The organism is Pseudactinotalea sp. HY160 (genome assembly GCF_009372055.1).
Classification (GTDB): Bacteria; Actinomycetota; Actinomycetes; order Actinomycetales; family Beutenbergiaceae; genus HY158.
Genome location: NZ_WHMT01000004.1, coordinates 202,173 through 219,031, shown reverse-complemented (window position 1 = coordinate 219,031; position 16,859 = coordinate 202,173). Strand labels below are relative to the sequence as shown.

Sequence of the window (16,859 nt, the reverse complement as noted above, 5' to 3'; positions counted from 1 at the left end):
CATGGGCCCAGGAGGCGGCGCGCCGGCCCGCACCCCCGTGGAGATCCTCGCTGGGTTCTCGCGGGCGCTGCGGGAGACCGGCCTGGCCGTGACGACCGAGGCGACGGCCACCTTCGTCGACGCCGTGGCCCACCTCGACTACGGCCGCCGCGCCGACGTCTATTGGGCCGGCCGCGCCACCTTCTGCGCCCGCGCCGAGGACCTGCCCTCCTACGACCGGGCGTTCGAGGCGTGGTTCGCGGGTCTCGACGCGCCGCCGCCGGCCGGGCCCGGTGAGTCGGGACGGGCCGAGCGCCGGGCGGGGGTGCACCCCGGAGCGGCCGGGGACTCCGAGGCGATCGCGGCGCTCGCCTCGATGGCGGAGCGGCTCCGGCACCGCGACATCGCCCAGCTGAGCGCGGCCGAGCGGGCGCTCCTCGAACGCGAATTCGACACCCTCCCCGTGCGCCTTCCCACCCGCCGGACCCGCCGGCTCGAGGTCGCCGGTCATGGCCGGATCGACCGGGTGCGCACCCTGCGTGACCAGCTCCGCCGGGCGGGCGAGCCCGGGCCGCTGCGTCATGCCCGCCGGCGCCGACGGGCGCGCCGGATCGTGCTCCTCATCGACGTCTCCGGATCGATGAAGCCCTACGCCGACGCGCTGCTGCGGCTCGCCCACCGGGTATGCCGGGCGGCCCCCGCCGGCGGAGTCGAGGTGTTCACGCTCGGGACCCGGCTCACCCGCGTGACCGAGGCGATGCGACGCCCGGACGCCCACGCGGCCCTCGTCGCCGCCGGCGAGACCATCCCGGACTGGGCCGGGGGCACCCGGCTGGCCGACGCGCTCGAGGCCTTCCTGCGGCGGTGGGGGCGTCGCGGCCTGGCCCGCGGGGCCGTGGTGGTCATCGCCAGCGACGGCTGGGAGCGCGGCGATCCGCAGCGGCTGGCCGGGCAGCTGCGGGTGCTGGCGGGCCTGGCCCACCGGGTCGTGTGGTCGAACCCGCACGCCGGAAAGGAGGGCTACGAGCCGGTCCAGAGCGGGATCGTGGCCGCGTTGCCCCATCTCGACGCGCTCGTGGCGGGCCACTCGATCGCGGCCTTCGAGGAGCTGCTCGCAACGATCGGCGCGGCCCGGGGCGACTCGGTGCGGCGCCGCCCGAGTGAGGGGCCGGTTGCGAGGAACGGGAGGACGACCCATGCGTGACGTGCTCGAGGATCTCATGGCGCTGTGGGAGGCCGGGCGCACCGCCGGCCTGGCCACCGTCGTCGGCGCGTTCAAGTCGGCGCCGCGGCTGCCCGGGGCGGCGATGCTCGTGGCCGCCGACGGCGCCGTGAGCGGCTCGGTCTCCGGCGGCTGCGTCGAGGGCGCGGTGTACGAGGCGGCGAACGAGACCCTCGCCGGCGGCCCGGTGCGCCTGCAGCGCTACGGGTTCACCGACGACGACGCCTTCGCCGTCGGCCTCACGTGCGGCGGGATCATCGACGTCTTCGTCGAGCCCGTCTCGCACGCGACGTTCCCCGAGCTGGGCGACGTCGCCGCGGACATCCGCGCGGGCCGGCCGGTGGCCGTGGCGACCGTCGTCGACCACCCCGATCCCACCTGGCCGGGCCGTCACCTCGTGATCCGGCCGGACCGGGCCGCCGGCACCCTCGGCTCGGAGCGGGCCGACCACGCCGTGATCGACGACGGCCGCGGGCTGCTCGCCGCCGGCCGCAACGCGATGCTCACCTACGGCCCCGACGGGCAGCGCCTCGACGAGGGCATGCGGGTGTTCGTCTCGAGCTTCGCCCCGGCGCCGCGGATGATCGTCTTCGGGGCGATCGACTTCGCCGCCGCGCTCGCCCGGCAGGGCGCGTTCCTCGGCTACCGGGTGACGGTCTGTGATGCCCGGCCCGTCTTCGCCACCCGGGCGCGGTTCCCCGACGCCGACGAGGTCGTGGTGCGCTGGCCCCACGACTACCTCGCCGGCGAGGTCGACGCGGGCCGGATCGACCGGCGCACGGTCATCGCCGTGCTCACCCACGACCCGAAGTTCGACGTGCCCGTGCTCGAGGTGGCGCTCCGGCTGCGCGAGATCGCCTTCATCGGTGCGATGGGCTCGCGACTCACCCACGACGACCGGCTCGAGCGGCTGCGCGAGCGGGGGCTCACGGCCGCGGAGCTCGCGCGGCTGTCGAGCCCGATCGGGCTCGACCTCGGGGCCCGCACCCCCGAGGAGACCGCGGTGTCCATCGCGGCCGAGATCATCGCCCGCCGCTGGGGCGGCACCGGCGAGACCCTCAGTGCCCGGGCGGGCCGCATCCACAACGACGACGCCCTGGACTGACTCGCGTGAGCCCGCGTGGCAGCATGGCAGCCATGAACGACACCCACGCGCCCGGCCTCGTCGTCGTCACCGGCGCCTCGTCCGGCATCGGCGAGGCGACCGTGCGGCACCTGCGCGGCCTCGGCACCCCGGTGGTGGCCGTGGCGCGCCGCCGGGAACGACTCGAGACGCTCGCCGGTGAGGTCGGCTGCGAGGTCGTCGCCGCCGACCTGGCCACGGCCGAGGGGGCCCGCGCCCTCACGGACCACGTCGGTGCCCGGGCGCTCGCGGCCGTCGTCGCCAACGCCGGGGGAGCCCGCGGCGTCGATCCCGTGGAGGCCGCCGGGGGCGAGGAGGCGGAGGCGGTCATCGGCCGGTGGCGGGAGATGTACGACATGAACGTCGTGGCCACGCTGCGGACCGTCACGGCGCTGCTGCCGGCGCTGCGGGCCGGCGGCGGCGACGTCGTCGTGGTCACGTCCATGGCCGCCCGCGAGTTCTATCCGGGTGGCGCCGGCTACACCGCCGCCAAGCACGCCGAGCGCGCGATCCCGGCCACGCTGCGGATGGAGCTCCTCGGGGAGCCGATCCGCATCATCGAGATCGCGCCCGGGCTCGTGCACACCGAGGAGTTCTCGCTGCGCCGCCTCGGCGACCGGGCGCGGGCCGAGGCCGTGTACGCCGGCGTTCCGGGCCCGTTGCACGCCGCCGACGTCGCCGAGGCCATCGCCTGGACCCTGAGCCGGCCGGCGCACGTGAACATCGACCTGCTCGAGATCAACCCCGTGGCCCAGGCCGGCGCCACGAGGGTGCACCGGCTCACCCCGTGAGCGAGCCGAGGAAGCGGTCGTGGAAGGCCGCCACGTCGAGGTCCTCGACGATCCGGACGACCCCGGGCACGCGCGCATCCTCCGGATCGGGCCGGCCCGGCCGCAGATCGGCCGTCACCTGCCCGCGGGTGCGCTCCCCGCGGAGTTCCACGCCCGCGCGCACGAGCCGGTAGCTCGCGAGCCGGTGGTCGACGGCGAGGGCCATCGCCAGCGGATCGTGCAGCAGGCACGTGCGCCGGCCCAGGGTGCGTTCGTACCGGTCGAGGTAGTGCTGCATCGCCGCCCAGAGGAACCGCCCGTGCGGCGTCGCGGTGGTCGCGAGCCGGTCGAGCAGCTCGGGCGGGACCGCGGTCCGGCGGGTCGCCTCGAGCCCGACCCACGTCAGGTCCCACGGGGCGTCGATCACGAGCTGGGCGGCCTCCGGATCGCAGAACGTGTTCGCCTCGGCGAGCGCGGTCGCGTTCCCCGGCACAAGGATCGCCCCGCCCATGACCACGACCCGGCGCACGTGGCCGGCGAACTCCGGGTCGAGCAGCAGCGCGATGCCGATATTCGTCAGCGGCCCGACCGCCACGAGGGTGAGCTCGCCGGGGTGGGCGCGGGCGAGCCGCACGAGCTCGACCGGCGCGAGCGTGCCCGCGAGCGAGCGTGTGGACGGCGCCCGGCCGGTATCGCCCAGGCCGTCGCCTCCGTGCACGGCCTCCGCCGTACGAAGCGGCTGGGCGAGGGGCCGGGCGGCGCCCAGGTGCACCGGCACGTCGGCGAGACCGAGCACGTCGAGCACCGTGAGCGCGTTCCGGGCCCCGGTCTCGACGGGCACATTGCCGTGGGTGACCGTGCAGGCGACGTACTCGGCGCCGTGCGCGGCACCGTACGCCAGTGCGAGGGCATCGTCGATGCCCGGATCGCAGTCGAGGAGGAGGGGGAGGGGCGTCACGAGGCTGTCAATCGGCCGGAGTCCCGTGCCGGCCCGGCACGTCGGTGCGTGGCGGCGGCGTCCACGTCGCTGATCGAGATCCGTTGAGAGTCGGACACGATCTCTCCTCTCAGCGGCGATGTCGAGGGCCGGCCGGGAAGCGGCTCCGGTCGATTGTTGCTCACGGGATCGGGTCTGGTGCGCCGGTGCGCGGTTCGCTCCGGGGCTGCCGTCGCTGCTTCGAAGGACGCCGCTCGCCTCCGATGCCGCGTGAATCTCAGTGTACGCCCGGGCTGCTCGGCCGACCACGGGACGCTTCGGCTCAGGATGGCAGGGGGCGACATGTGAGCCCTGTCCGCTTGTCTACTTTCCGTCTACCATCATCGTATGGCGATGAAGACGACGACGATCAGGGTGCGTGAGCCGGATTCGGAGCGCCTACGCCGCATGGCCGACGCGCGCCAGACACCTGTGATCGACGTGGTCCACGCGGCCATCGACGCTCTCGAGCGACAGGAGTTTCTGCGTGGGCTCACCGAAGACTACTCAAAGCTGCGAGACGACCCGCGACTACTCGCCGAGTACAGGGAAGAGCGACGCGTGTGGGACTCCGTCGAAGCTACGGCTTGCGCAGCCACATCGAACTGACGTCCGGAGCGAGTGGCCTCGACCACGCCAGTTTCGCCCGCTGCGATCAGATCCGCACCATCTCCCTCGAGCGGCTACGATCGCGCATCGGTGCGGTCGGCCCAGTGGAGATGCGCGCCATTGATCAAGCCCTGCGATTCGTGCTCGACTTATGACTCGCCTGGGGTCGAGCCCGACACTGCTGGACATCGGCATATGGCGGCCCCGTCGAACGTGAACAGCTGACGCTCCGGACGAAGGCGGGCGGCGGAGCTCGATCGTCCGCCTCGTCCACTCCGTCGGGGCATCGGCGAGCGTGTCCACGGGGATGTCGCTCATCACGTAGCGCTCGCCGGCGCTCGTCTCGAAGCGGATCTCGTCCCGGCGGTTGCCCTCAAGCGCTCCTCCCGGGCCCGTCCAGGTCGTGTGCGGAGCGATCCGTGCGCAGCAGGCTGGCGAGGGTCGCGACGACCATCGAGGCGATGATGACGCCGAGTGAGAGCCCCGTGCCGATCTCGGGGGCCCACTGGATCGGCTGCCCGCCGTTGAGGAACGGGATGCTGTTCTCGTGCATCGCATGGAACACGAGCTTGACGCCGATGAATCCGAGGATGGCCGCGATCCCGTACTTGAGGTAGATGAGCCGCTCGATGAGGTGACCGAGCAGGAAGTACAGCTGCCGCAGCCCCATGAGGGCGAAGATGTTGGCCGTGAACACGATGAACGCGGAGTTCGTGATGCCGAAGACCGCGGGTATCGAATCGAGCGCGAAGAGCAGGTCCGTGGTGCCGAGCGCGAGGAGCACGAGCAGCAGCGGCGTGAGCATCGCCTGGCCGTCGACCATCGTGCGAAGGCGCATGCCGTCGTAGGTGTCGGTCATCCGAAGCCGCGAGCGCAGGCGCCGGATCAGGGCGTTGTCGCTGCCGCCCTCGTCCTCGGAGCCGGTGACCTGGTGGATCGCGGTGAACACGAGGAATGCGCCGAAGAGGTAGAAGATCCAGCTGTAGCTGGCGATGAGCTGGGCGCCGATGAGGATGAACACGCCGCGCAGCACGAGCGCGATGAGGATGCCGGCCATGAGCACCTCCTGCTGGAGGTGTTCGGGCACCGCGAACCGCGTCATGATGAGCACGAACACGAAGAGGTTGTCGATACTCAGGGAGTATTCGGTGAGCCAGCCGGCCACGAACTGACTGGCGTACTCGGCGCTGCCGAGCAGCAGGATGCAACCGGCGAAGACCAGCGCGAGGGTGACGTAGACGCCGACCCAGATCCCACACTCCTTCGCGCTCGGGCGGTGCGGCCGGCGAGTGACGACGACGAGGTCCGCGATGAGGATCGCGACGAGCACGATGAGCGAACCGATTTCGAACCAGGGTGGCAAGCCGGTGGACATGTGGGCCTCTCGGGGCGGTCTGCGCTGAAAGTCTCTCCCGCAGGTCGTGCGGCGCGTTGCGGGCGCCTAGCCTCAGGGCTTGGCGGGCAGGGAGGTGCGCGCCGTCACGTTCATCCGGTTCCACACGTTGATGACCGAGATGGCCATGATCAACTGAACGATCTGCTGCTCGTCGAAGGCATCGCGCACGCGTTCCCACACGGCATCGCTCACGCCACCGCGGGACAGCAGCGTCATCTGCTCCGTCAGGGCGAGCGCCGCCTGCTCCCGCTCACTGAACAGGTCGCCGGCCTCGTGCCAGGCCGCGACCAGGTCGATCCGCCGCTGATCGACGCCGGCCTCGCGGGCGTCGTCCGTGTGCATGTCGAGGCACCACGCGCAGCCGTTGAGCTGGGAGGCGCGGATATCCAGGAGCGGGACGAGCCCGGCGTCGAGTCGAGCCGAGTTCACGTACTTCTGCAACGGGAGCACGGCCTGGTAGGCCGTGGGGTCCACGTTCTTGATCGACAAGCGCTGCTTATTGGTCATCATCTGCTCCACTTCTCGCCCCTGTGCTCGCTGCCGCCCCTTTCCTTCGATGCTACGCCCGGCGCGTGGCAGGCTGGGGGTGAACGAAAGGATTCACCGATGAGAACCTTCACCCTGCCCGGCACCGACATCGTGGCCCCGAACGTCGTGCTCGGGCTCATGCGCATCGCCGACAAGACCGACGAGGAGATCCGCACCCTCGTCGCCGCCGCCCGCGACGCCGGCATCGACTTCCACGACCACGCCGACGTCTACGGCCCCACGACGCACGAGTGCGAACGACGCTGGGCCGGCGCGCTGCGGCTCGGCCCCGCCGAGCGCGAGCAGGTGACGATCCAGACGAAGGCCGGGATCGTGGGCGACGGCCCGTACTTCGACTACTCCCACGACCATCTCACCGCCGCCGTCGACGGCTCGCTCGAGGCGCTGGGCACCGACTACATCGACATCCTGCTGCTGCACCGGCCCGACGCCCTCGTCGAACCCGACGAGGTCGCCCGCGCCTTCGAGGACCTGCACGCCGCCGGCAAGGTGCGCCACTTCGGCGTCTCCAACCACACGCCCGGCCAGATCGAGCTGCTCAAGAAGTCCGTGACCCGGCCGCTCGTGATCAATCAGCTGCAGCTGTCGATCACCCACGCCCCGCTCATCGCCCAGGGGGTGGCCGCGAACATGGCGGGCCTCGACCAGTCGATCAGCCGCGACGCCGGCACGCTCGACTACTGCCGCCTGCACGACATCACCGTGCAGGCCTGGTCGCCGTTCCAGGCCGGGTTCTTCACCGGGGTGTTCCTCGACAATCCCGAGTACGCCGAACTCAACGCCGTGATCGACCGGCTCGCCGCCGCCTACGACGTGCCCCCGATCGCCATCGCCACCGCCTGGATCACCCGCCACCCGGCGACCATGCAGGTCGTGCTCGGCACCACGACCCCCGCGCGCGTCACCGGCGCCGCCCAGGGCTCGGACCTCCCGCTCACCCGCGCCGAGTGGTACGAACTCTTCCGCGCCGCGGGCCACACGGTGCCCTGATCCGACCACGACCCCGCATCCCCTGATGCTGCGCTCCATCTGGCGACCGCGGTCCTGCTCGGCGAGCCGGTCACGGTGGCGACGCACGACTCGACCATGACGACCGTCGCCGCGCACCTGGGACTGCGCGTGACCGATCCCGTCCACCCGCGGGAATGACGAGCCGGTCGCCCCGGCCGGGTAGACTTCCCGCAGGCATCGACCCGGCCATCACCGGTGAGCCTTCCGGAAGAACAGCCGCCCCCACCCGAGGGGGCGCCCAGTAGAACCGGACGGGAACGGCGCCGTCACCGCCGAAGGAAGCGATCGTCGTCCATAAGCCGGCTCCCGAAGGGTCGGCGGGCGGCGGTAACCGAGGTGGTACCGCGGTTCCGGCCATCGGCCGAGATCGTCCTCGGGGAGAAGCACGCCCACCCCGAAGGATTCCCATGGCGCCCACCCCCGCAGAGGCCCGCTACCCCCGCCACGCCGGTGGTGAGCCCGTCAGCTCCCCGGACCTGCCCGCGCTCGAGCGCGCGGTGCTCGACTACTGGGCCGCGGACGGCACGTTCCAGGCCTCGATCGATCAGCGCCCCGCCGGGGAGGACGGGTCGAACGAGTACGTCTTCTACGACGGCCCGCCGTTCGCGAACGGGCTGCCCCACTACGGGCACCTGCTCACCGGCTACGTCAAGGACGTCATCCCGCGCTTTCGCACGATGCTCGGGCAGCGGGTCGAGCGCCGCTTCGGCTGGGACACCCACGGGCTGCCCGCCGAGCTCGAGGCCGAGCGGGTGCTCGGCATCACTGACAAGTCCCAGATCGACGAGATGGGCATCGAGGCGTTCAACGCGGCCTGCCGCTCCTCGGTGCTGACCTACACCGCCGAATGGCAGGAGTACGTCACCCGCCAGGCCCGCTGGGTCGACTTCGAGAACGACTACAAGACCCTCGACCCCACCTATATGGAGTCGGTCATCTGGGCGTTCAAGCAGCTCCACGACAAGGGCCTGGCCTACGAGGGCTATCGCGTGCTGCCCTATTGCTGGAACGACCAGACCCCGCTGTCGAACCACGAACTGCGGATGGACGACGACGTCTACCAGATGCGCCAGGATCCGGCGCTCACGGTCGGGCTCCGGCTCGAGAGCGGCGAACTCGCCCTCGTCTGGACGACGACGCCGTGGACCCTGCCCTCGAACCTCGCCATCGCCGTGGGCCCCGAGATCGAGTACGTGACCGTGACCCCGGCGGAGGGACCGCTCGCGGGGGAGCGGGTGCTGCTCGCGCGCAGCCGGCTGGCCGCCTACGCCCGCGAGCTCGGCGAGGAGCCGCAGATCGTGGCGAGCACGAGCGGCGCGGACCTCGCCGGTCGCACCTACGCCCCGCCGTTCCCGTACTTCGAGGGGCAGCCGAACGCCCACCAGATCCTGGTCGACGACTTCGTCTCGACCGAGGACGGCACCGGGCTCGTGCACATGGCCCCCGCCTTCGGTGAGGAGGACATGAACGTCTGCGCCGCCGCGGGCATCGAGGCGGTCGTGCCCGTCGACGACGCGGGCCGGTTCACCCCGCTGGTGTCCGACTACGCCGGGCTGCAGGTCTTCGACGCCAACCCGAACGTGATCACCGACCTCAAGGCCGGCACCGGTGCCCTGGCGCGCCTGGCACCCGAGCGGCGTCCGGTCGTCGTGCGGCACGAGACCTACGACCACTCCTACCCGCACTGCTGGCGCTGCCGGAACCCGCTCATCTACAAGGCCGTGAGCTCCTGGTTCGTGCGGGTGAGCCGATTCCGGGATCGCATGGTCGAGCTGAACGAGCAGATCACCTGGGTGCCCGAGCACATCAAGCACGGCCAGTTCGGCAAGTGGCTCGCCGGCGCCCGCGACTGGTCGATCTCGCGCAACCGGTACTGGGGCACGCCGATCCCCGTGTGGGTCAGCGACGATCCCGACTATCCCCGCACCGAGGTGTACGGCTCGTTCGCCGAGCTCGAGGAGGCCTTCGGGGTCCCGGTGACCGACCTGCACCGGCCGTTCATCGACGAGCTCACCCGCCCCAACCCCGACGATCCGACCGGACGCGCGACCATGCGCCGCATCCCCGACGTGCTCGACGTGTGGTTCGACTCCGGGTCGATGCCGTTCGCGCAGGTGCACTACCCGTTCGAGAACTCCGACTGGTTCGAGCATCACTTCCCGGGCGACTTCATCGTGGAGTACGTCGGGCAGACCCGCGGCTGGTTCTACCTGCTGCACGTGCTCTCGACGGCGCTGTTCGACCGGCCCGCGTTCCGCACCGTCGTCTCGCACGGGATCGTGCTCGGTGACGACGGCCGCAAGGCGTCCAAGTCGCTGCGCAACTATCCGGACCCGACCGAGATGTGGGACTCCTACGGGTCGGATGCCGTGCGCCTGGCGCTCATGAGCTCGCCCGTGCTGCGCGGCGGGAACCTCATCGTGGCCGAGGAGGCCATCCGCGAGCAGGTGCGCGGCGTGCTCCTGCCGCTGTGGAACGCGTCGTATTTCTTCAGCCTGTACGCGAACGCCGTCGGGGGCGGTGAGCGTGCGGACGACGCAGCTCCCGCGGGCGGGTATCTCGCCTCCCCGCCCGCACCGGCCGAGGTGGCGGGCCTGGACGTGATGGACCGCTACCTGCTCGCCCGCACCCACGACCTCGTGGGTGCCGTGCGCGCCGACATGGAGGCCTACGACGTGCCGGCCGCGGCCGCGCACATCCGCGAGCACCTCGACGTGCTCACGAACTGGTACGTGCGCACCTCCCGGAACCGGTTCTGGGGCGAGGACCGCGGCGCCTACGACACCCTCTACACCGCGCTCGAGGTGCTCGCCCGCATCACCGCCCCGCTCGCCCCGATGGTCGTCGAGGAGATCTGGCGGGGCCTGACCGGCGGGCGCTCCGTGCACCTGACGAACTGGCCGGTGCCCGGGGATCCGGGTGACGCGGCCGCGGCCGCGCTCGTGGCCGACCCGGAGCTGGTGGCGGCGATGGACGCGGTGCGGACCGTCGTCTCTGCGGCCCACGGCCTGCGCAAGGCCCACCAGCTGCGCGTGCGCCAGCCGCTGCGCACCCTCCAGGTGGCCGTGCCCGACCCGCGGCTGCTCGCCCCGTTCACCGGCCTCATCGCCGAGGAGGTCAACCTCCACGAGGTCGAACTGCTCGACCTGGGGCAGGTGAGCATCGACGATTTCGGGCTCTACTCGAAGCTCACGGTCAACGCCCGGGCCGCCGGGCCGCGCCTCGGCAAGGACGTGCAGACCGTCATCCGGGCCGCCCGCGCGGGGGACTGGGAGATCCACGAGGCCGTCGTCTACGCGGGCGGGATCGCGCTGACCGAGGAGGAGTACACGCTCACCACGGAGGTCGCGGACGACGGGGATGCGAGCGTCGCGGCCACGACGCTGCCCGGCGACGGCTTCCTCGTGCTCGACATCGAACTGGACGACGAGCTCCTCGGCGACGGCTACGCCCGCGACGTGGTGCGGCAGGTGCAGGACGCCCGCAAGGCCGCCGACCTGCACATCACCGACCGGATCACCCTCTCGCTGCTCGTGCCGCAGGACTGGGCGGGTGCGGTGCGTGAGCGCGCCGAGTTCATCGCCGCCGAGACCCTCGCGGTCTCGGTCACGGTCGACGAGGGGCCGAGCGTGGTCGAGGCGGCTCCCGGGGACGGCCGGGTCGAGAACGAGGTCGGCATCGAGCTCGCCAGGGTGGAGCCGTGAGCCGCCCGCGCGCCGGCGGGGACGGCGGCACCGACCGGGCCGCCGACCGGGCCGCCGCCCTCAAGGCGGCCGCGGAGCAGGAGGCCCGGGCGATCTACGCCGGCATCCTCGCCCGCAACCCGGAGCACGACTTCGATCCGACCCTCGACCGGGTCGCCTCGCTCATGGACCTGCTCGGGAACCCGCAGCACTCCTTCCGGGCGATCCACCTGACGGGCACGAACGGAAAGACCTCCACGGCCCGGATGATCTCCGCGCTGCTGTCCGAGCTCGGGCTGCGGGTGGGCCGGTTCACCTCCCCGCACCTGCACAGCGTGCGCGAGCGGATCGACATCGACGGCGCCCCGATCTCGGCGGTGCGCTTCGTCGAGGTCTGGCGCGACATCGAACCGTACGTGGCGATGGTCGACGCGCAGCTCGCCGAGGCCGGGCAGTCCCGGCTCAGCTTCTTCGAGGTGCTCACGGGGCTCGCATACGCGGCCTTCGCCGATGCCCCGATCGAGGTGGGCGTCATCGAGGTCGGCATGGGCGGGTCGTGGGACTCGACCAACGTGATCGACGGCGACGTCGCGGTGGTCACCCCGATCGCCCGCGACCACGAGCGCTGGCTCGGGCACACGCCCGCGGAGATCGCCGGCGTCAAGGCCGGGATCATCAAGCGCCTCGAGGGGCGCTCCCAGGTCGTGGTCACGGCCGAGCAGCCGGAGGAGGCGGCCCCGGTGCTCGCGGAGGCGGCGGCAACGGCCGGGGCGCGGATCGTCGCCGCCGGCTACGACCTCGAGGTGGCGAACCGGCACGTGGCGGTCGGCGGCCAGCTCATCGACCTGCGCACCCCCGCCGGGCTCTACACCGAGATCTTCCTGCCGCTGCACGGGCGCCACCAGGCCGAGAACGCGGCGCTCGCGCTCACGGCCGTCGAGTCGTTCCTCGGCGGCGGCACCCTCGATCCCGGCGTGGTCGAGGCCGGCTTCGCCGCCGTCACCTCCCCGGGCCGGCTCGAGGTCATCCGGTCGAGCCCGACCGTGCTCGTCGACGGCGCCCACAATCCCGCGGCCGCGGTCGTGCTCGTCGACGCGATCGAGGAGGCCTTCGCCTTCAGCCGGCTCGTCGGGGTCGTCGGGGTCATGGCCGACAAGGACGCCGAGGGGCTGCTGTCGGTGCTCGAACCGCTCCTCGACGAGATCGTGCTCACCCAGGCGCCGACCCCGCGGGCGATGGACGCGGGCGATCTGGCCGAGATCGCCCGGGACGTCTTCGACGAGGACGTGGTCCACGTGGCCGCGGGGCTGTCGGACGCGATCACGCTCGCGGCCGACCTCGCCGAGCAGGGCGAGGTCGACGCGATCGCCTCCCGCACCGGCGTGCTCGTGACCGGCTCCGTGCTGCTGGCGGCCCAGGCGCGAGCGATCGTCGGACTCGGCGACTGAGGCGGGTCGGGATGGAGCAGCCCTCACCCGTCGCGGCCTTCCCGGCCGATTTCGGGCTGCGTGCGCGGCTCCAGGCGGTCACGCCGCACCTGACGCAGCGGATGGCTTCGCTCGCGGAACTCCTGCTCGATCGGCCCGAGCTGGCGGTCATGCTCTCGAGCAGTGACCTCGCCGCCCGCGCCGGCGTCTCGCCCCCGACCCTCACCCGGTTCTGCAAGCTGCTCGGCTACGGCGGTTTCGTGCAGCTGCGCATCGGCGCGGCCGCGGACGCGGGGCGCTCCGCGGGCCAGGAGAGCCTCACGGGTGAGCCGGGCGCGATGGTCCATCCGGGAATGGACGATCGGGAGTTGCTGCGCACCTTCCTCGCCACCCACGTGCAGGCGCTCCAGGCCTCGGCCGATCTGACGAACCTCGACGTCATGAGGGAGGCCGCCGCGCTCGTCGCCGCCGCCGACCGGGTCGACGTCTACGGCGTCGGCGGATCGGGTTCCGTCGCCGACGGCCTCGTCGAGCGGCTCTATCAGGTCGGCATCAACGCCCGCGGGTGGAGCGACCTGCACCTCGGGGTCATGAGCGCCTGCCGACTCGATCCGGGCTGCGTCGCCATCGGGGTCTCGAGTTCCGGGATCACGCGCGAGACCGTCGAGATGCTCACGGTCGCGGGCGAGACGGGTGCCCGCACGATCGCGATCACGAGTGATCACCGCTCACCGCTGGCCCAGGCCGCGGAGGTCGTCATCCGCACGGCGCCACTGGACGACTACCGCGATCTGGGCGAACTGACGGCGTCACACACCCAGGTCTTCGCCGCCGACCTGCTCTACCTGCTCGTCTCGTGGCACGACCGGGCCAGATCGGCCGAGCAGGCCGGCAAGGCGCGGGCCGCCGTCGCCCGGCTGGGCCGGCCGGTCCGGCGATCGCGCTGATCGCCGGACCGGTCGGATCACGAAACCGATCGCGACGATCGACGTCGCACGGCGAGCGCGGCGCCCCCGAGCAGCAGAAGTGCGACCGGCAGCACCAGGCCCGTGCCCACCCCCGTGACCGGCAGCGCCCCGGGCGCGGCGGCCTCTCCCGACCCATTCGCCGTGTCGCTCCCGGCCCCGCCCGCCGCGGCGTCGGGATCGCTGGGGTCGCTGGGGTCGCTGGGGTCGCTGGAGTTGCTGGGTCCGTCGGGTCCACTGGACCCTCCGGAATCGCCGACGCTCGTGCCGGAGGCCCCGGATCCGTCGGTGGCGTCACCGGCGCCCGAGTCGGCGTCCCCCGGGTCGGTGGTACCCGCGGAATCGTCGTCACCGCTCGCAGCGCCGTCCGCGTCGGCGCCGTCGGCTGCGGAATCGTCCCCGTCCGAACCGGAGCCGTCGGAGCCGTCCCCGTCCGAACCGTCCCCGTCCGAACCGTCGCCGTCGTCCCCGTCGCCGGGCTGCTCGGACGGGTCGATCACCTTGTAGAGCACTCCCTCACTCGGCGCGAGCTCGCGGGTCAGGGTTCCATCCGGCAGCTCGATCTCCCGGCCGAGCGAACCGTCCGCGCGGCTCACCTCCTGCAGCGCGACCGACGGGTCGGCGAACTCGAGCACCGCCTCGTGGGAACCGGTGAAGCTGTTGTTCACCACGAACAGATAGTCCTCGCCGCCGGCCCGGTCCACCAGGTGTGAGAGCACGAGGTTGGCGTCGCTGCGGGGCTGCACGAAGAAGTCGGCCGGCACGGGCTCCTGGCCGTGAGCGGTGCCGGCGACGTACACCTCGGTGGCGTCGAGGCCCATGAGGGTCGGTCCGAGCGCGTGGATCTCGGAGTTGAGCTGTGTGACGGGCGCGTACAGATCGGTCGGCTCGCCCTCGGCGGTCATGATCCCGTCGGTGAACGGCTCGCCCCGGTCGGTCGGGGTCCACCAGGTGAAGTAGGAGAGCTGCTTGTAGCCGTAGGCGAGGGCGAGGTTGGCCTCGTAGCGGATCTCCGCAGGCACCGGGCGGCGCAGGTTTCCGGGGATGCCGATGCTCTGCAGGTACATCGCAGTCTTGACCTGGTTCTCGAGCCCGAGCTCGCGCACGGTGTTGAGGTTCGTCAGCAACGACGCCGTACCGGTGCCGCCCTCCTGGAACGGGTACAGGTCGTACATGAGGTAGTCGCGGTCGTCGATCGTGCGCGGACCGGTCGCGTCCAGCCACGCCTGCATGGCGGCGTCGTTCGCCTCCTCGGAGCCGTAGAACGAGTAGGGGAAGAAGTTGAGGTGTGAGTAGTACTCGGGAGCAGCCTCGCGGATGGCGTTGAAGGCGGTCGCGTAGGCGGTTGCGTCGAGGGGCTCGTCCACGAGGTAGAAGCCGCCGACGCCCGGGATGTTCGTGTAGCGCTGTGCCCATGCGGCGGCCTGCTCCGGGGTCATCGTGGTGAACCGGCCCGAGGCGTTCTCGTCCTGCACGATCGTCTGCATCCCGCGCTCGTGCGCGAGCCGGGCCATCTCGTGGTTCACCGCCGGCGTCGCCGTGAGCTGCGAGGCCTGCACGACGTCGATACCCGCGTTCGCGAGGTAGTCGTACTGTTCGTCGTTCACATACTCGGGCAACGGCGCCCAGAAGACCGTGATCATGAAGTCGTCGCCGATGCGCTCGACCTGCTCGGCGACCTCGACGGGGACGCTCAGCGTCGTCTCGCCGGAGACGAGGGTGACCGTCGCCGTCCCCGACGCGACCGCGGTGATCGTTCCATCGGGCGCCACCGTGGCAACGGCCTCGTCCGAGGAGGACACGGCGTAGTCGCCCGTGTCACCACCGAAGTCCTCGAACCAGTGCGAGTCGCTCGCTCCGGGCTCGAGGAGCAACGCGGGCTTGACCGATCCGATGCATCCTTCGCTCGTTCCGTAGACCGCGAACTCGGCGAGTTGCACGAGGTAGCCGTCGACCCCGGCGGGGCCGTTGCGCACGTCGGTCACGAGCCGCACGTGATGTGCCATCGTGCCGGGGTCAATGTCGAAGACCTGGGGATCGGATTGATCCGCGGGATTGTCGACGCTCTCGGCGACCGGCGTCCACTGCGTTCCGTCCGCGGAGACCTCGATGCGGTAGTCACGCGGGAAGGCCTTCGTCCGGGGGAACACGACGGCGCGTGCGACCTCGGATTCGCACCGGAGCGCCAGCGTGAGTGTCGCGTCCTCGTGTGGGTCCTGCACCTTCTCGTACGGGTCGGTGCTCCAGCCACTCGTGCGGCCGACGTCACCGTCGATCGCGAAGGCGGCGGCCCAGGACTCGTCCGGCTTCTCGTAGCTGGAGGATGCTGTCACCCTCGAGGTGACCGAGAGGTTCTCGGTGCCGGCGGGTTGATAGTCCGGAATCTCGGTCGACGTGCCGAAGACCGCGATCTCGGAGAATTGCAGGATTCCGCCCTCGCGGGACTGTCGAGTGAGGACGTCGATCCGCACGCTGACGGCGTCGACCGGGGTGTCCAGGTCGATCACATCGGGTTCCGATACGACACCGTCGAAATCGTCCTCGTGCGTGACACGTTGTTCGAACACGTTCTGCCCGCCCGCGTCGGTGACCGTCACGGTGAACTCGGTCGGGTAGTAGACGCCGTAGAAGTCCGCGTCTCCGCGGGGGAAGACGACGATGCGTGAGAGGGCGGATTCGTTCCGGAGATCGACCTGCACGAACCCGCCGGCGTCCACACCCGTGTCCGCCGCCACCCAGACGTTCAAGTCGGGACTGCCGGCGTTCCCGTCGTTCAGCACGTCCGGGGCGAGCCCACCCTGCGAACTGCTTGCAGTCACCCGTGCGGACGGTGCGAGGTTGACGGTCCCCGCCGGTGCGTACGAGGCCACATCGGTCGGATCCGGCGCGGCGGTCGCCGAACTCGCGGTCATGGCGAGCCCGGCGCCGACCAGCCCGATCGTCAGCGTCGCGGCGAGGCCGGCGCGAAGCGTGCGCAGTCGCGTTCCGGTAGCTCTGGGCATCCTTGCTCCTCTTGGTCGGTGTCCGTGGCTGCGGTGCCCCGGGTCCGCCTCAGATTACGAGAAGTTCCATATGGATGTCTACCAACTGAAAGAGCCTTTCATCGCATCGTTCGCGCCGCCCCCTGGCACTCGCCGACCCCCGTCTTG

At 71.5% G+C, this 16,859-nt stretch carries 13 protein-coding genes; 9 read left to right on the top strand and 4 right to left on the bottom strand.

The features are described from left to right. The first annotated feature begins 1 nt into the window (after position 1). The 3 genes from GCG21_RS06400 to GCG21_RS06390 are packed head-to-tail and all read left to right on the top strand — an operon-like array spanning position 2 to position 3,115. Positions 2-1,183: a VWA domain-containing protein gene (locus GCG21_RS06400; RefSeq protein ID WP_152818418.1), complete on the top strand. Its 1,182-nt coding sequence runs from the start codon at positions 2-4 to the stop codon at positions 1,181-1,183. Beyond that, positions 1,176-2,306 (top strand): XdhC/CoxI family protein, encoded by a 1,131-nt coding sequence (locus GCG21_RS06395; protein WP_152818417.1) that lies wholly within the window; start codon positions 1,176-1,178, stop codon positions 2,304-2,306. The genes GCG21_RS06400 and GCG21_RS06395 overlap by 8 nt, the downstream gene beginning before the upstream one ends. Positions 2,307-2,338: 32 nt before the next feature. Next, positions 2,339-3,115: an SDR family NAD(P)-dependent oxidoreductase gene (locus tag GCG21_RS06390; protein WP_152818416.1), complete on the top strand. Its 777-nt coding sequence runs from the start codon at positions 2,339-2,341 to the stop codon at positions 3,113-3,115. Here GCG21_RS06390 and GCG21_RS06385 read toward each other — a convergent pair. Then, positions 3,105-4,052, bottom strand: a complete 948-nt coding sequence (locus GCG21_RS06385; RefSeq protein ID WP_370517344.1) for a nucleoside hydrolase — start codon at positions 4,050-4,052, stop codon at positions 3,105-3,107. The genes GCG21_RS06390 and GCG21_RS06385 overlap by 11 nt on opposite strands. 366 nt (positions 4,053-4,418) lie before the next feature. Here GCG21_RS06385 and GCG21_RS06380 point away from each other — a divergent pair, with 366 nt between their 5' ends. Both GCG21_RS06380 and GCG21_RS06375 read left to right on the top strand, forming a co-directional pair. Next, positions 4,419-4,679: a hypothetical protein gene (locus tag GCG21_RS06380; protein WP_152818415.1), complete on the top strand. Its 261-nt coding sequence runs from the start codon at positions 4,419-4,421 to the stop codon at positions 4,677-4,679. After that, entirely contained in the window at positions 4,634-4,834 is a 201-nt protein-coding gene (locus tag GCG21_RS06375) for a type II toxin-antitoxin system PemK/MazF family toxin (protein ID WP_153878389.1), read from the top strand. Before GCG21_RS06380 ends, GCG21_RS06375 begins: the two co-directional genes overlap by 46 nt. 218 nt (positions 4,835-5,052) lie before the next feature. Here GCG21_RS06375 and GCG21_RS06370 read toward each other — a convergent pair whose 3' ends face one another. Continuing rightward, positions 5,053-6,054, bottom strand: a complete 1,002-nt coding sequence (locus tag GCG21_RS06370) for a TerC/Alx family metal homeostasis membrane protein (RefSeq protein WP_152818413.1) — start codon at positions 6,052-6,054, stop codon at positions 5,053-5,055. 72 nt (positions 6,055-6,126) lie between these two features. Further along, the gene (locus tag GCG21_RS06365; protein WP_152818412.1) at positions 6,127-6,582 is read right to left on the bottom strand and encodes a carboxymuconolactone decarboxylase family protein; all 456 of its coding nucleotides are present in this window, start codon (positions 6,580-6,582) and stop codon (positions 6,127-6,129) included. A gap of 99 nt (positions 6,583-6,681) precedes the next feature. Between GCG21_RS06365 and GCG21_RS06360 the strand changes: the two genes are divergently transcribed. The 4 genes from GCG21_RS06360 to GCG21_RS06340 all read left to right on the top strand — a co-directional run bounded on the left by GCG21_RS06360 (position 6,682) and on the right by GCG21_RS06340 (position 13,692). Beyond that, positions 6,682-7,614, top strand: coding sequence for an aldo/keto reductase family oxidoreductase (locus GCG21_RS06360; protein WP_152818411.1), 933 nt, complete (start codon positions 6,682-6,684; stop codon positions 7,612-7,614). Positions 7,615-8,042: 428 nt separating this feature from the next. After that, entirely contained in the window at positions 8,043-11,339 is a 3,297-nt protein-coding gene (ileS, locus tag GCG21_RS06350) for an isoleucine--tRNA ligase (protein ID WP_152818410.1), read from the top strand. Continuing rightward, entirely contained in the window at positions 11,336-12,766 is a 1,431-nt protein-coding gene (locus GCG21_RS06345; protein WP_370517343.1) for a folylpolyglutamate synthase/dihydrofolate synthase family protein, read from the top strand. The genes ileS and GCG21_RS06345 overlap by 4 nt, the downstream gene beginning before the upstream one ends. 11 nt (positions 12,767-12,777) lie before the next feature. Continuing rightward, a complete protein-coding gene (locus tag GCG21_RS06340; RefSeq protein ID WP_152818409.1) occupies positions 12,778-13,692 on the top strand; it encodes a MurR/RpiR family transcriptional regulator in 915 nt (304 codons plus the stop codon). A 17-nt stretch (positions 13,693-13,709) separates the two neighbouring features. Here the strand turns inward: GCG21_RS06340 and GCG21_RS06335 are convergent, their stop codons facing one another. Beyond that, positions 13,710-16,712, bottom strand: a complete 3,003-nt coding sequence (locus tag GCG21_RS06335) for a discoidin domain-containing protein (protein WP_152818408.1) — start codon at positions 16,710-16,712, stop codon at positions 13,710-13,712. Positions 16,713-16,859 lie beyond the last annotated feature (147 nt).

Coding starts and splice junctions, on each gene's coding strand:
- GCG21_RS06400 (WP_152818418.1), top strand. CDS start 2: ATGGGCCCAGGAGGCGGCGCGCCGGCCCGCACCCCCGTGGAGATCCTC.
- GCG21_RS06395 (WP_152818417.1), top strand. CDS start 1,176: ATGCGTGACGTGCTCGAGGATCTCATGGCGCTGTGGGAGGCCGGGCGC.
- GCG21_RS06390 (WP_152818416.1), top strand. CDS start 2,339: ATGAACGACACCCACGCGCCCGGCCTCGTCGTCGTCACCGGCGCCTCG.
- GCG21_RS06380 (WP_152818415.1), top strand. CDS start 4,419: ATGGCGATGAAGACGACGACGATCAGGGTGCGTGAGCCGGATTCGGAG.
- GCG21_RS06370 (WP_152818413.1), bottom strand. CDS start 6,054: ATGTCCACCGGCTTGCCACCCTGGTTCGAAATCGGTTCGCTCATCGTG.
- GCG21_RS06365 (WP_152818412.1), bottom strand. CDS start 6,582: ATGACCAATAAGCAGCGCTTGTCGATCAAGAACGTGGACCCCACGGCC.
- GCG21_RS06360 (WP_152818411.1), top strand. CDS start 6,682: ATGAGAACCTTCACCCTGCCCGGCACCGACATCGTGGCCCCGAACGTC.
- ileS (WP_152818410.1), top strand. CDS start 8,043: ATGGCGCCCACCCCCGCAGAGGCCCGCTACCCCCGCCACGCCGGTGGT.
- GCG21_RS06340 (WP_152818409.1), top strand. CDS start 12,778: ATGGAGCAGCCCTCACCCGTCGCGGCCTTCCCGGCCGATTTCGGGCTG.
- GCG21_RS06335 (WP_152818408.1), bottom strand. CDS start 16,712: ATGCCCAGAGCTACCGGAACGCGACTGCGCACGCTTCGCGCCGGCCTC.